This is a genomic window from Mucilaginibacter terrigena (assembly GCF_004168255.1).
Lineage (GTDB): Bacteria > Bacteroidota > Bacteroidia > Sphingobacteriales > Sphingobacteriaceae > Mucilaginibacter > Mucilaginibacter terrigena.
On sequence record NZ_SEWG01000003.1, the window covers coordinates 512,523 to 526,636 of the forward strand.

The following is a 14,114-nucleotide window of genomic DNA, read 5'->3' on the forward strand; positions in this document are numbered from 1 at the left end:
TATTATTGTGTACCGTTAACACATTAGCGGTGCGGTATTATCTCACAACCTAAGTACCATACTAAATTGTTAAAACTTAAATTTATATTACTGTTGCTATGCTGCTGCATATTTAACAGTTACGTATCCGCGCAAAAAAAGAACGCCAACTACAGGTACCATATTAAGCGGGCGGCATCCCCCATAAAAATTGATGGTTTGCTTGACGAGGCCGACTGGCTTAAAGCCGATACCACAAGCCGCTTTTTTATGGTTTTGCCAATGGATACCAGCCTTGCAAATCTTCGCACGGTGGTGCGCCTGGCTTATGATAACGATAACTTTTATATCTCGGCGGTTTGTTACACCCCAACACCGGGCTATATGGTAGAATCGCTTAAGCGCGATTTTAGTTTTTTAAAGAACGATAACTTCATTTTTTTTATGGACCCCTTTGATGCCCGTACCGATGGCTTTAGCTTTGGCGCCAACGCGGCAGGCGCCCAGTGGGATGGCACCATGTACGAAGGCAGTAAGGTTGACCTTAGCTGGGACAATAAGTGGTACTCGGCAGTAAAAAATTACCCGGATAAATGGGTGTTCGAGGCGGCCATACCTTTTAAAAGTATCCGTTATAAAAAAGGTATCAAAGAGTGGGGTATCAACTTTAGCCGTAATGACCTGGTTACCACCGAAAAATCGAGCTGGACACCCATCCCAAGGCAGTTTCCAACAGCGGCGCTGGCGTACACAGGTACCATTGTTTGGGACGAAGCGCCCCCCGTAGCTACGCGCAACATATCCGTTATCCCTTACGTGCTGGGTGGCATCACCAAAGATTTTCAGAACAATAAAGATGCTGTTTACCGTAAGGAAATAGGCGGCGATGTGAAGATCGGCCTCACCTCGTCCTTAAACCTGGATATGACCGTAAACCCCGATTTTTCGCAGGTGGATGTTGACCAGCAGGTAATAAACCTTAATCGTTACGAGCTGTTCTTTCCCGAAAAACGCCAGTTTTTTCTGGAGAACGGCGACCTGTTCGCCAACTTTGGCTATGCCGATATCAGGCCGTTCTTTTCGCGCCGCATAGGGCTAAACGCGCCCATCCGCGCAGGGGCAAGGCTAACCGGTAAAATTGATAAGGACTGGCGGGTAGGGGTGATGGATATACAAACCGGGCAATCTGGTCCGGCTAATTTGCCGGGGCAAAACTTTGGGATCGTAACGCTGCAAAGACGGGTGTTCTCGCGGTCAAACATCGGCTTTATGTTTGTTAACAAGGATGGCACCGGCAGCGCGCCTGCGTCAAACAGCACTGCCAATGCTTATAACCGCAACGTTGGGGCCGAATTTAACCTGGCATCGTCAAACAACCAATGGACGGGTAAACTGCTGGGCCTTAAATCATTTACACCGGGTGTACAGGGCCGCGATTTTGTACAGGCCGCCAACCTGCAATACCTTAGCAAATACTGGACGTTTTATCTGCAACAGCAATACGTAGGCAAAAATTACAATGCCGAGGCAGGTTACGTACCGCGCACCGGCTATAATAAATTTAACCCGCTGATACAGCATAACTTTTTCCCTAAAAGCGGCGCCATATTATCGCATGGGGTACAGGCAAGCGGCATTTACTACTTTGACGAAGCTTTAAAACCTACCGATAACGAAACCATCCTGAGCTACCTCATCACTTTTCGTAACCGCGGTACGTTAACCATATCGGGTTTGGATGATTATGTTATGCTGCTGCGCCCATTTGACCCCACCAATACCGGTAAGGATAGCCTTGCTACCGGCTTTAAAAACCATTGGAACACCATTGATATACAATACGCATCAAAACCGCAAAGTGTTTTTACCTATCTTTTTGAGGTTGCGCGCGGCGGATATTACGATAACGGTACAAAAACTACCCTTATAGGGCAGCTGGGTTATCGCTTTCAGCCTTATGTTAACCTGGTCTTAAACGCCTCGTATAACGATCTGAAACTGCCTGCACCTTATGGGCGTAATAAATTCTGGCTGATAGGCCCGCGGGCGGATGTTACCTTTACCAATACGCTGTATTTTACCACCTACGTGCAGTACAACGAGCAGGCTAAAAATATGAACATAAACAGCCGCCTGCAATGGCGCTACAAACCCGCGTCCGACCTGTTCATTGTTTATGGCGATAACTCCATCCCTTCGCCATTTACGGTTAAGAACAGGCAGCTAACCATTAAGTGGACCTACTGGTGGAATATATAGATGTGCGGATGTGCAGATGTGCAGATGAAAAGCGCATTTAGGTAATTAAACATGATTACGAAAATCAAAATCTACCTGTTTGTCAATTCTTGCAGCATTAAGTTGTAAAAACCCGTCAATTTTTTACTTTTGCACCATAAGTAATACCGATATTTTCCTGTAGTGTAACGGTAGCACACCAGACTCTGACTCTGTTAGTAGTGGTTCGAATCCATTCAGGAAAACTAAAAAAGGGCAAATGATATACGTATCATTTGCCCTTTAGTATTTAATTATCAATGGGTTACCGCTTGGTGGTGGTAAATTCATTAAGCGCCATGCGCCAGTTCAGGTAATCATCATTGTGCATGGCCCGGCGGATGACCTTATTGTACCCTTTATCAAAATAAGCGGCTAACGAAAATGTATAAATGCCGTTCTTTGGCTCGAACAGGGTGCCCGGTGCATAGCCTTTCTCACCATTTTCCGCGCGTTTTTTATCAAAGGGTACAGTGCTTTTTACAAATTCGGGGTGTGTTTTTTCGCCGGTCATAAAGGGCGTCATGTAATCAACGCAGTTTTTGATGGTAGCGCCGTTGGCGGTTTTCCAGGTGAAATAATTTTTGCCGGTTGCCCGGTAAATGGCTATGCAAGCCGATATCAGCGGCTCAATATCATAAGTTTGATAATGGAAGGCATCGCGTTCAACCAGGTCATGCGTGGTACCATCGGGGTTCAAGTTTACATTCAGTTGCTTTTCAAGTTCGGTAACGATGGTGCTATCATATTTGCTATCGTGCAGGGTGTAAGCGATCAGCGTGATCATTTTTATCCGGTGCGAGTTCCAGTTGTTGATAGCTGTGCCCCGGTTGCCTTTGGCGTATTTACTGTTCACCAGCGCATCTGCAATGCTGCGCAACCAGCCGTCGATCAGGTCCCGGTCATCCGGCTTAATATCATCTCTTACAAGGTCATAGGCGGTAACCATATCTTCCAGCTTGGTTTGGTTGATAGGGTCGTCGGTAGCTTTATTAACCTTTGCCCAAACAATAAAAAACTCTGTTGCCTTAGCCAGGTATTTCGTTTTTTCCGACATCTTGTAGGCTAATGTCAGCGCGTAAACTTTACCTGCATCCTCTACCGCTTTAAGGCTGGCGGTCTTTCTTGGGTCGCCGGCAAGCAGCCCCTGCGATAGGATAGTTTCTATCGGGTTTGGTGTTTCATTCAAAGATTGGTCGGCCGTTCTTTGGTAGCCTTCAAATACTTTTTGATATTTCGTGTCCTTACTAATGGCTTTGCGCATCAGCGCCACTTCCTTTTTATCAAGGCTTGCGATCTGCGCTTTAACAGAGATAGTTGCAGCTATAAACGCCAAAAAACAAAAGAATTTTTTCATGGATGTATTATATTTCTAATGATCTTTTGATGCCCAGTTCCAAACCGCGCAATTCAGCCAAACCACGCAGGCGACCGATAGCTGAGTAACCGGGGTTGGTTTTTTTATGCAGGTCGTCCAGCATCTTGTGCCCATGGTCGGGGCGAAAGGGCATAGCGGTATCTTTACGGCTGCTGCTAACCCTTTTTTGCTGTTCCTGCAATAAGGCTTTCATCACCGCGTACATATCCACATCGCCCGCAAGGTGGTCGGCCTCGTAGAAGTTTCCTTCTTCATCGCGCTTGGTGCTGCGCAGGTGGATAAAATGGATGCGGTGGCCCAGGCGCTTTACCATGCCGGGCAGATCGTTTCCTGCTATCACCCCGAAGGAACCGGTGCAAAAAGTAAGGCCGTTATTGGGGCTATCTACCGCACGGTAAATATCCATTATATCCGTTTCGTTGCTTACTACCCGCGGCAGGCCAAGTATAGGGTAGGGCGGGTCGTCGGGGTGGATGCACATCAATACCCCGGCCTGCTCTGCCGCGGGGATAACCTGTTGCAAGAAATATGTTAGGTTGGCTTTTAGGGTTTGGGCGTTGATGTCACCGTACGAGGCAAGCATTTCTAAAAACCTTCCGGTGGTATAACCTTCTTCTGATCCCGGTAAACCGGCTATGATATTTTTTACCAATTGATCTTTAGCAGCTTGGGGCAGGCTATCATAATATATTTTTGCCTTTATTTTAACAGCTTCTGGGTGGTCTTTTTCTGCACCCGGCCTGTTCAAAATATACATATCGAAAGCGGCGAAAGCGGTGGTATCAAATCTTAGCGCGGTAGAGCCATCGGGCATGGGGTAATCAAGGTCGGTACGTGTCCAGTCCAGCACGGGCATAAAGTTATAGCAAACAATACTTATCCCACATTGGCCAACGTTGAGCAGACTCTGGCGGTAGTTTTCGATATATCGTTTGTAATTGCCGCTTCGCTTTTTAATATCCTCGTGCACCGGCACGCTTTCTATAACCGACCATTTTAAGCCTGCATCCTCAATTATCTTTTTCCTTTTCAGGATCTCATCCACCGGCCAGACATCGCCGTTGGGGATATGGTGCAGGGCGGTAACAATACCGGTAGCCCCGGCTTGCCGGACATCGGCTAAGCTTACCGGGTCGTTTGGGCCGTACCAGCGCCATGTTTGTTCTAAGCTCATTTAAATAATTTTGAAGGGCTAATTTACAAAGTATATTGTTCGGTATCTGCAGGTAAAAAATCCCACCGGGCGGGGCTAAAACCATCCACCAGCATGCCGTCTTCCAAACACACGCATCCATGTATGGTAAAGGGAGGCACATAGTAACCATCGCCCTTACGGATGATCTTAACCGTTTCGCCCAGTGTCATTTCAAAAACACCGCTTTCTACATAGCTCACCTGCGAGTGCGCATGGCTGTGCAAGGTACCGCAAGCCCCTTTAGTAAATTTTACCTTCACCATCATCAGCTTATCGTCATAGCCAAAAACCTGCCGCTGTACGCCTTCGCCAACGGTTTGCCATTCGGTGCTATCCCCATGCTGAAATAAGTTGCTTTGTATCATATCCCTAATTTTTTAGCGTACCCGCCGCGTTGATAACCGGCTTTTTATCGGCCAAACGTTTTTGGCGCAGCAGGGCTTCCAGGTAATAATAATCGGCATAAATAATAGGTACATCTATTTCGCTGTTAGCCGGTTTGTGGCCGGTGCTGTGCAGCAATAAAAAGCCTTTTGCGCTATCGGGCTGTGCCTGGTAACTTTTACCAAGGCTGTTCAGGATCTTATCGGCAGTTTTTTTATAAGTTTTGGCATTTTTACTATAAGTGCTCAACTCATACAAAGCAGATGCCGCTATAGACGCTGCCGAGGCATCGCGCGGCTGGTTGCCCAGTTTAGCGGCATCGTAATCCCAGTAGGGCACCAGGTCGGCAGGCATTTGGGGGTTACTAAAAATGTATTGGGCAATTTTTTCGGCCTGCTCCAGGTAAACTTTGTTGCCGGTTTCGCGGTAGCACATGGTGTAGCCGTAAAGGCCCCAGGCCTGCCCGCGCGCCCAGGCCGAGCTATCTGCAAAGCCCTGCGCTGTTTTTTTGTCCAAAACCTGCCCGGTTTCCGGGTCGTAGTTTATTACGTGGTACGAGCTGTTATCTGCCCTGAAATGATTTTTAAGCGTGGTATTGGCATGCGTTACCGCCACTTTATAATAGCTGGAATCACCGCTTAGCTTGGTGGCTTCAAACAGCAGCTCAAGGTTCATCATGTTATCAATTATTACCGGGAATTTCCACTGTTTTTGATGATCCCATGATTTGATGCAGCCCACGGTTGGGTTAAAGCGGGTTATTAAAGTTTTAGCCGCCTGGATGATATCATCCTTGTATTTTTGCTCGTGCGTTAAGCGGTAAGCATTGCCCACGCTATTATATACCATAAAACCCAGGTCATGCGTACCGCCGTTTGTTTTTTCAAGCTCCATTGTGGCGGTAAATGGCTCTGATCGTTCCTTCCAGAATTTTTCACCGGTGTACTCATATAAAAACCACAGGTTACCGGCAAAGAAGCCGCTGCACCAATCTTTAGGCGATACCATCACCAGGTCGCCTTTGGTGTTCAGCGTCCGGGGCGATAGCAGGTTGGGTTTAGTAACAGCCGCTTTGGTTTTGGCAGTTTCGGCTAATAAAAGTTTGGTTTGATACGCCGCGAATTTCCAGGCCTTGGCATTATTGTTCTGTGCCGATGCGCTAACGGTAACCGTGCTTAATAGTATCAAGGGGATTAAATTTTTAATGTTCATAGGTATGTATAACGCTGTTTTTAGTTAGCCACTTTAATTTTGATCACTAATTTTTTTACAACATCGTACCCATCCACCTTAATATTGGGGCGGTGCACATCCTGCGGGAAAAACAGGAAGAAAATGCCCGGTTCGGCGGTGTATTGAGTGCCTTCGGCTGAGTAATTTGCCGCATCATTAGTATCACTGTAGGGTTTGGTTACCGTAGCTTTATTGATATCGATAAAATCGATGCGCTCTTTACCTTTTATCACATATTGCAGGTCGATATATTTACGGTGCGATTCCCACCCGGCCTTATCCAACTCTTTCGATGGCGCTTCAGTGACGCTGGCATAGGCGTTATCACCATCAATGGGATGCTTGCCTGTGCTTAGGGTATCCAGGTTTTGTTCGCTTAAAAATTTGAACACCTTATCCCAAACCGCCTTATTGGCATGGTATTGTTTATAAAATTCAACCGCGTTAACATTTTTGTGCAGATCTAATTTTAAGCCGCCTTTCCAGGTGTTGCTTTGCAGCCATTTTTCGGCAGTTTTTTGGTCTGCATTACCGGGTTGAATTTGTGCAATTGCTATATTTTCCATTGTGATAAAACTGATAGCAGCTATGATAAGCCGGAACAAAGGTTTAATTTTCATGATTCGATGAAATTGGTTTGCATGATAATAACGCTTGTTACGGGGCAGAACTTGCGCTACTACAGGTCAATATTACAAGGAAATACTTTAAACTTTAGTGCGTAGAAGGTATAAATTCTACGCAAACGTTATAGTTGGGGCTGTTTGTTTTTATATTAAATTAGTAATCGGAAGTTTTCGATAACGTTTGCGTAGAAATAACAACACGTTTATTTCAAATTAAAACATCATAATTGTAGACTTGCCAAACAATTATAAAATTAACCCTAATAATTCTTGTTTTGAAAGTAATACATAGTATTCATCCTGGTGATTTTAAGAGCTACCAAACCGAACAGATACGCGACCGATTTTTGATGGACGACCTGGTAAAGGCAGACGAAATAAACTGTACTTATACCCACTACGACCGTATGATAATAGGTGTTGCCCACCCGGTAACCAAAACTTTAACCCTCGAAAATTATCCAAACCTTAAAGCCGATTATTTTTTAGAACGCCGCGAGATAGGCATTATAAACGTTGCCGGCGATGGCGAGGTTAACGCCGATGGCACTGTTTTTAAACTAAAGAAAATGGATTGCCTGTACATAGGCAAAGGTGTAAAACAGGTAAGCTTTACCGCTGCCGATAGTGCGAATGCACCTGTGTTTTATTTACTGTCGTCGCCGGCGCACCAGAATTATCCGACAGCGCTTTTGCCAATTGAGCAGGCCGAGAAGGTAAATACAGGGAGCGACGCTACCGCAAACAAACGCACTATAAATAAATACATACACAACGGCGCGGGCGGCATAAAAAGCTGCCAGTTGGTTATGGGATTAACTATATTGCATGAAGGCAGCGTATGGAACACCATGCCCCCACACGTACACGACCGCCGCATGGAAGCTTATTTTTACTTCGACATCCCCGCTGGGCAAAGGGTGTTTCACCTGATGGGCGAGGCCACCGAAACCCGGCACATATTAATTGATAACTACGGCGCTGTTGTATCACCGCCGTGGAGCATGCATGCAGGGGCGGGCACAGGTAATTATAGTTTTATATGGGGCATGGCAGGCGAAAACCTTGATTATACCGATATGGATGCCATCAGTATTGATAATATTAAGTAAATACCAAGAGCAGTGGAAAATAATTTTTCGTTAAAAGGGAAGGTAATCGTAGTAACCGGCGGTACAGGCATATTAGGCAAATCGTTTATAGACGGGATCGTTGCAGCCGGCGGCGCGGTAGGGATATTGGGCCGCAACAGGCAGGTTGCCGAAGAGCGGGCCGATGCCATCAACAAAAACGGCGGACAGGCTATTGCGCTTATTGCCGATGTATTAAAAATAGATGAACTAAAGGCCGCTAACAAGCAATTGCTCGACCGTTTTGGGCGGGTTGACGGGTTGGTTAACGGCGCGGGCGGCAATATGCCCGAAGGCGTACTGCAACCTGATGAAGATATCTTCACCATGAATATGGATGGCATGAAAAAGGTAATGGAGGTAAATGTTTGGGGTACCCTGCTGCCCACACAGGTGTTTGGCGAAGCTATTGCCAAAACAGGTAAAGGGAGCATTGTCAATATCTCGTCCATGAACTCAAAACGCGCCATTACCAAAGTATTGGGATACAATATGGGTAAGGCAGCTGTCGATTGCTATAACCAATGGTTTGCCGTTGAACTGGCCAACCGTTATGGCGACGCGATACGGATGAACGCCCTCGCCCCCGGCTTCTTCCTTACCGAACAAAACCGGGGCCTGCTCACATTGCCCCAGGGCGGCTACACAGAAAGGGGCGAACGCGTTATCAGGCAAACCCCGTTCAAGCGTTTTGGCGACCCCGACGAACTGATAGGCGCTTTGGTTTGGCTGCTGAGCGATGCATCGGCATTTGTAACCGGATCTATGATATGTGTTGATGGTGGTTTCTCGATATTTGGAGGAGTTTAATGGAAATTGGCGCGCTTAATAACGGTACTGTTTTAACCTTTGGGGAACTCCTGCTCAGGATCTGCCCCGATGCTAATGGCAGCTGGCTAAAAAATAACAGCTTCCCGGTGCATGTTGGCGGCGCCGAATTAAATGTTGCGTCCGCGCTGGCCCTGTGGGGCAGCAAAACAAAATATTTTACCGCGGTGCCGGATAATGGCCTGTCGGAGCAGATACTTGAATACGTGGGTGAAAGAGGTATCGATACTTCTGCAATCCATAAAGGCACCGGGCGGCTGGGGCTGTTTTATTTAACGAGCGGTGCCGATATGAAACACGTCGCGGTAATATATGACCGCGCAGGCTCGGCATTTGCCGGACTAAAACCGGGCGTTATCAACTGGGACGAAGTTTTAACAGGTGTGGGCTGGTTTCATTTCAGCGCTATTTGCCCGGCGTTGACCCAGCAAACAGCTGATTTATGCGAAGAGGTGCTGATAGCCGCATCCAAACGGAACATTACCATATCCATCGACCTTAACTACCGGGCCAAATTATGGCAGTATGGCCAATCGCCGCAGGCAATAATGCCCCGGCTGGTAAAATATTGCAACCTGATAATGGGCAATGTTTGGGCAGCCCAAAGCTTATTGGGTGTGCCGGTAAACCCGCGGATAACCGATATCGATACAAAAGAAAATTACCTTGCCGAAGCGCTGAGCAGCTCAAAAAAACTGATGGAAAGCTACCCTGTATGCAAGGCGGTTGCCAACACCTTCCGGTTCGACCATGAAGGGGGCATCAAATATTACACCGCTTTATACCAGGGCGGACAGCTATACAAGTCGGCCGGGTATATTGCCGAAAAGGTAGTTGATAAGGTAGGCAGCGGCGATTGCTTTATGGCCGGCCTGATCTATGGGTATCACCAGAAAATGGCACCCCAGGCAACGCTGGATTTTGCCACAGCAGCGGCGTTCACAAAACTGTTTATTGAGGGTGATGCAACCAAAAGCACGGTTGGGCAAATAACAAACGCCATTAAAAACAATGACTAAAAGCGAGATACAGGATAGTATTACCGGGCAGGGGCTGCTGCCATTATATTATAACGAAAGCGGCGATGTAAGCCTGGCTATTACCCAAACGCTTTATAAAGCGGGTATCCGTGCTATTGAATATACCAACCGGGGGCCGGCGGCGCTTGATAATTTTAAAGCGTTAAAAAAAGCGCAATTGCCCGGCTTGCTTTTAGGCATCGGTACCATCAAATCGGCAGAGGAGGCTGAACAATTTGTTGACGCGGGCGCTGATTTTTTGATCTCGCCCCTGGTTAACCAAAAGGTTGCGGGGATTGCCGCCAAAAATAACCTGCTGTGGGTCCCCGGCTGTATGACGCCTACCGAAATTTACGAGGCACAAGAACTGGGCGCCAAATTGGTGAAATTATTCCCGGCCAATGTATTGGGGCCGGCGTTTGTATCCGCGGTTAAAGAACTGTTCCCGGGTTTGCAGATGATGCCTACGGGCGGCGTTGAAATGAGCCAGGAAAATATTACAGGATGGTTTAACGCGGGTGTATCGGCTGTTGGAATGGGCAGCAAGCTGATCACAAAAAGCATCCTGCAGAACAAAGCATACGATCAATTATATACAGAAACCTTGCGGGCCTTGCAATTTGTACAGGCGGCACGATAACCGGAACCAATTATGAGCGATACCAGAAAAACCAACTACCGGTGGGTAGTAGTAGCCCTTTTGTTTTTTGCCACCACAATTAATTATCTCGACAGGCAGGTTATCGGCTTCCTGAAACCCACGCTGCAAAAAGATTTTCAATGGTCTGAGGAGGATTATAGCCATATGGTAATAATTTTCCAGACGGCCTATGCATTAGGTTTGCTTTGCTTTGGGGGATTAATAGATAAACTGGGCACTAAGCTGGGGTATACGGTATCGCTCATCATTTGGAGCGTTGGCGCTATGCTGCATGGTATTGTAAAATCTACCTTTGGTTTTGGCCTGGCAAGGACAACCCTTGGCCTGGGCGAATCGGGTAATTTCCCGGCGGCGATAAAAGTGGTGGCCGAGTGGTTCCCCAAAAAGGAACGCGCCCTTGCAACCGGTATCTTCAATTCGGGCGCTAATATTGGCGCGGTGGTTGCCCCGGTTATGGTACCGTGGATATTGGGCATTTACGGCTGGCAAATGGCCTTTATTATTACCGGCGCTATTGGTTTTCTATGGCTCATCTTTTGGTGGATCTTTTATGAGATCCCTTCAAAACATAAAAAAATAAATGGGGCAGAGTTTGAGCACATCCACAGCGATATTGACGAGCCAGCTGCTACCGACGGGCCCGGGGAAAAGGTAAAATGGGCGCGGCTGTTCGGCATCCGTCAAACCTGGGTGTTTGTTGTTGGCAAGTTCCTTACCGATCCTATCTGGTATTTCTTCCTGTTCTGGCTGCCATCGTACTTTGCAAGCACCTTCAAGCTCGACCTTAGCAAGCCAACCCTTCCCCTTGTATTAATATATACCGCAACAACCATAGGCAGTATTGGCGGCGGTTATTTATCATCGCGGTTGATCAAAAGCGGGATGCCTATATTCAGGGCGCGCAAAACGGCCATGTTTATTTTCGCGCTTTGCGTGGTGCCCATATTCGCGGCGCGTTATGCTACCAATATATGGCAGGCGGTTGGTTTAATAAGCTTGGCCGCTGCCGCGCACCAGGCCTGGAGCGCCAATATTTTTACTGCCGCGTCTGATGTTTTCCCTAAGCGGGCGGTAAGCTCTGTAGTAGGTATAGGCGGCATGGCGGGTTCTGTGGGCGGTATAGCGTTCCCTTTTCTTATCGGCTGGGTGCTGGAAACATACAAGGAGGCGGGTAATATTACGGCGGGTTATAATATCATTTTTTCGATATGCGCCTGCGCTTATTTGGTTGCCTGGCTTATTATGCACCTGTTAACCCCAAAAATGAAGGTTGTAAAACTGTAGCACTATATTTCCATAAACAAGTAAGATTTATTATATTGGTGAAATGTTAAGCACAGTATGGTGGTGTTTGCTTAACGTTAACCTAATATGAATTTTAACAGTATTACAATAAAGGATATAGCTACGGCGCTTAACCTGTCGGTATCTACCGTTTCTAAGGCGCTTAGGGATAGCTATGAGATTAGCGAAAGCACAAAAAAGCTTGTAATTGAGTACGCCGAAGAGCACAATTACAGGCCCAACCCCATAGCCCAAAGCCTAAAACAAGGGCACAGCAAATCAATAGGTATTGTAGTATCTACTATCGATAACCAGTTTTTTTCGCAGGTGATAAACGGCATCGAATCGGTAGCCTACAAGGCCGGGTTCAACGTGATCATCACGCAAACCCACGAATCTTTTGAGCTGGAAGTAAAGAACGTTGACCACCTTACTCATCGTTCTATCGATGGCTTGCTGATCTCGCTATCTACCGAAACCAAAGACATCGAATACCTGAAAAAACTGCACCGCCAGGGCTTGCCCATAGTGTTTTTTGACAGGATAACCGATGAGATAGAAACCCACAAAGTAATTGCCGATAATTTTAAGGGAGGGTACGATGCTACCCGTCATCTGCTCGATTCTGGTTATAAACGCATAGCGCATATCACCAGTCCGCCCAATATTTCTATTACCAAAGAGCGTTTTGCGGGGTACCAAAAAGCGCTTGAAGAGGCCGGTATTGTTATGGGCGATGAATACATAAAATATTGCCCGCACGGCGGCCGGGATATAGGCGAGATTGAGAACGCGCTGAACGACCTGCTTTCGCTGAAAGAAAAACCCGACGCTATTTTTACCACATCAGACAGGATCACCACCACAACATTACTGTTGCTAAATAAGCTTAAGATAAACATCCCGCAGGAAATTGCCCTGATAGGTTATACCAATACCCTGCTTGCCGACGCGCTGAACCCTTCGTTAAGCTCGGTTTACCAGCCGGGTTTTGAAATGGGGCAAAAAGCTACCCAAATGCTTTTAGACCTTATTTTAGCTAAACGGCCGGTTTACGATTTTGAAACCGTAGTACTGCCCACACAACTGGTTACCCGCGACTCTACAGCGCTTAAAACATCATAATTACCAGTCGCGCAGCGAAAACGATATCGTAAATAAATATCCATTAAACATGCCAACGGTAAGCTAATCGGGGTATTTTTGGTTGTGCAGTAATTTCATAACCAATTATAAACGCTGCCATTTACCAGATCATTTTTGTAAAGCATGAAACGCAGGCTGTTGTTTATTGTACTTTTCGTGTATTCGATTGTTGCCGGGAAGGTAATGGCGCAAACCGTTACCCTCGACTACTATTTTAACCACGAAACACATAAAACCAAAAGCGGCCAGGCAGAACGGTTCCACTACTTATGGGAGGATACCGCCAATTCGGGTTTTTCTGTTTGGGGCGGGATATTCAAATCTAAAGGCGCTACTTTAAACAGTTTGGAAACAGCGCCCACATCTGCAAATTTGAAGGGTACATCGGTTTATATTATTGTAGACCCTGATAGCAAAGAGGAAAACCCAAACCCCAATTACATACAGCAAGCCGATGCGGATAATATTGCGCAATGGGTTAAGGCTGGCGGCGTGCTCATTATGATGGCTAACGATAGCGCCAATGTGGAACTGAACCATTTTAACCTGCTTGCTGCTAAGTTTGGCATGCACTTTAATAACGATATGCAAAGCCACGTAATTGATGATGCCCATTTTGATGACGGCGCGGTATGGATAAATAACAACCCGGTTTTTAAAACATCAAAAAAGGCTTTTATTAAAGATGCATGTAGCATTGGTCTATCGGGGCAGGCAAAGCCGCTTTTAAAAGCCGCCAGCGGCACAGCTATAGCCGCAATTGCCCAATATGGTGAAGGTGCCGTAATTGCCATAGGAGACCCATGGCTGTACAACGAATATGTTAACGGCAGGCTACCCGCCGGTTTTGATAATGATAAGGCTGCTACAGACCTTGCAGATTACGCGCTATCATGGTGTAAACCGCCCCGTAAAAAATAAAGGACTTCTACATCTAATACGAAACATGGTTAATTAATATAGTGAGTAAGTGC

13 protein-coding genes and 1 tRNA gene are annotated in these 14,114 nt (G+C 46.6%); 9 read left to right on the forward strand and 5 right to left on the reverse strand.

Going from position 1 to position 14,114, the window contains the following annotated elements:
- Positions 1-66 precede the first annotated feature (66 nt).
- Together EWM62_RS09555 and EWM62_RS09560 are read left to right on the forward strand one after the other, a co-directional pair.
- Positions 67-2,238: a carbohydrate binding family 9 domain-containing protein gene (locus EWM62_RS09555; RefSeq protein ID WP_129876424.1), complete on the forward strand. Its 2,172-nt coding sequence runs from the start codon at positions 67-69 to the stop codon at positions 2,236-2,238.
- A 153-nt stretch (positions 2,239-2,391) separates the two neighbouring features.
- A tRNA-Gln gene (locus tag EWM62_RS09560) sits at positions 2,392-2,462 on the forward strand.
- A 59-nt stretch (positions 2,463-2,521) separates the two neighbouring features.
- Here the strand turns inward: EWM62_RS09560 and EWM62_RS09565 are convergent.
- From EWM62_RS09565 to EWM62_RS09585, 5 genes are read right to left on the reverse strand one after another with little or no spacing between them, the layout of a single operon-like run.
- Positions 2,522-3,613 carry an alginate lyase family protein gene (locus tag EWM62_RS09565; RefSeq protein WP_129876425.1) on the reverse strand — a complete coding sequence of 364 codons (1,092 nt, stop codon included), beginning with the start codon at positions 3,611-3,613 and terminating at the stop codon, positions 2,522-2,524.
- Positions 3,614-3,620: 7 nt separating this feature from the next.
- On the reverse strand, positions 3,621-4,808 hold the full coding sequence (uxuA, locus tag EWM62_RS09570; RefSeq protein WP_129876426.1) for a mannonate dehydratase: 1,188 nt from the start codon (positions 4,806-4,808) through the stop codon (positions 3,621-3,623).
- A 23-nt stretch (positions 4,809-4,831) separates the two neighbouring features.
- Complete coding sequence (locus EWM62_RS09575; protein WP_129876427.1) at positions 4,832-5,194, reverse strand: cupin domain-containing protein; 363 nt, start codon at positions 5,192-5,194, stop codon at positions 4,832-4,834.
- 4 nt (positions 5,195-5,198) lie between these two features.
- Positions 5,199-6,425: a glycoside hydrolase family 88 protein gene (locus EWM62_RS09580; protein ID WP_129876428.1), complete on the reverse strand. Its 1,227-nt coding sequence runs from the start codon at positions 6,423-6,425 to the stop codon at positions 5,199-5,201.
- 20 nt (positions 6,426-6,445) lie between these two features.
- The gene (locus EWM62_RS09585) at positions 6,446-7,012 is read right to left on the reverse strand and encodes a YhcH/YjgK/YiaL family protein (protein WP_162499816.1); all 567 of its coding nucleotides are present in this window, start codon (positions 7,010-7,012) and stop codon (positions 6,446-6,448) included.
- A gap of 335 nt (positions 7,013-7,347) precedes the next feature.
- Here EWM62_RS09585 and kduI point away from each other — a divergent pair, with 335 nt between their 5' ends.
- The 7 genes from kduI to EWM62_RS09620 all read left to right on the forward strand — a co-directional run bounded on the left by kduI (position 7,348) and on the right by EWM62_RS09620 (position 14,061).
- Positions 7,348-8,184, forward strand: a complete 837-nt coding sequence (kduI, locus tag EWM62_RS09590) for a 5-dehydro-4-deoxy-D-glucuronate isomerase (protein WP_129876430.1) — start codon at positions 7,348-7,350, stop codon at positions 8,182-8,184.
- A gap of 12 nt (positions 8,185-8,196) precedes the next feature.
- Entirely contained in the window at positions 8,197-9,012 is an 816-nt protein-coding gene (locus tag EWM62_RS09595) for an SDR family oxidoreductase (protein ID WP_129876431.1), read from the forward strand.
- Positions 9,012-10,049, forward strand: coding sequence for a sugar kinase (locus EWM62_RS09600; RefSeq protein WP_129876432.1), 1,038 nt, complete (start codon positions 9,012-9,014; stop codon positions 10,047-10,049). The genes EWM62_RS09595 and EWM62_RS09600 overlap by 1 nt, the downstream gene beginning before the upstream one ends.
- Positions 10,042-10,689, forward strand: coding sequence for a bifunctional 4-hydroxy-2-oxoglutarate aldolase/2-dehydro-3-deoxy-phosphogluconate aldolase (locus tag EWM62_RS09605; protein WP_129876433.1), 648 nt, complete (start codon positions 10,042-10,044; stop codon positions 10,687-10,689). The genes EWM62_RS09600 and EWM62_RS09605 overlap by 8 nt, the downstream gene beginning before the upstream one ends.
- A gap of 12 nt (positions 10,690-10,701) precedes the next feature.
- Positions 10,702-11,994, forward strand: coding sequence for an MFS transporter (locus tag EWM62_RS09610; protein ID WP_129876434.1), 1,293 nt, complete (start codon positions 10,702-10,704; stop codon positions 11,992-11,994).
- Positions 11,995-12,081: 87 nt separating this feature from the next.
- Complete coding sequence (locus EWM62_RS09615; RefSeq protein WP_129876435.1) at positions 12,082-13,119, forward strand: LacI family DNA-binding transcriptional regulator; 1,038 nt, start codon at positions 12,082-12,084, stop codon at positions 13,117-13,119.
- 144 nt (positions 13,120-13,263) lie between these two features.
- A complete protein-coding gene (locus EWM62_RS09620) occupies positions 13,264-14,061 on the forward strand; it encodes a DUF4350 domain-containing protein (protein WP_238989316.1) in 798 nt (265 codons plus the stop codon).
- Positions 14,062-14,114 lie beyond the last annotated feature (53 nt).

What these genes read in the sequence shown, in the direction of transcription:
- EWM62_RS09580 (WP_129876428.1), bottom strand. Translation starts at nt 6,425, where the DNA reads ATGAACATTAAAAATTTAATCCCCTTGATACTATTAAGCACGGTTACC.
- EWM62_RS09600 (WP_129876432.1), top strand. Translation starts at nt 9,012, where the DNA reads ATGGAAATTGGCGCGCTTAATAACGGTACTGTTTTAACCTTTGGGGAA.
- EWM62_RS09605 (WP_129876433.1), top strand. Translation starts at nt 10,042, where the DNA reads ATGACTAAAAGCGAGATACAGGATAGTATTACCGGGCAGGGGCTGCTG.
- EWM62_RS09615 (WP_129876435.1), top strand. Translation starts at nt 12,082, where the DNA reads ATGAATTTTAACAGTATTACAATAAAGGATATAGCTACGGCGCTTAAC.
- uxuA (WP_129876426.1), bottom strand. Translation starts at nt 4,808, where the DNA reads ATGAGCTTAGAACAAACATGGCGCTGGTACGGCCCAAACGACCCGGTA.
- EWM62_RS09610 (WP_129876434.1), top strand. Translation starts at nt 10,702, where the DNA reads ATGAGCGATACCAGAAAAACCAACTACCGGTGGGTAGTAGTAGCCCTT.
- EWM62_RS09565 (WP_129876425.1), bottom strand. Translation starts at nt 3,613, where the DNA reads ATGAAAAAATTCTTTTGTTTTTTGGCGTTTATAGCTGCAACTATCTCT.
- EWM62_RS09585 (WP_162499816.1), bottom strand. Translation starts at nt 7,012, where the DNA reads ATGGAAAATATAGCAATTGCACAAATTCAACCCGGTAATGCAGACCAA.
- EWM62_RS09620 (WP_238989316.1), top strand. Translation starts at nt 13,264, where the DNA reads ATGAAACGCAGGCTGTTGTTTATTGTACTTTTCGTGTATTCGATTGTT.
- EWM62_RS09575 (WP_129876427.1), bottom strand. Translation starts at nt 5,194, where the DNA reads ATGATACAAAGCAACTTATTTCAGCATGGGGATAGCACCGAATGGCAA.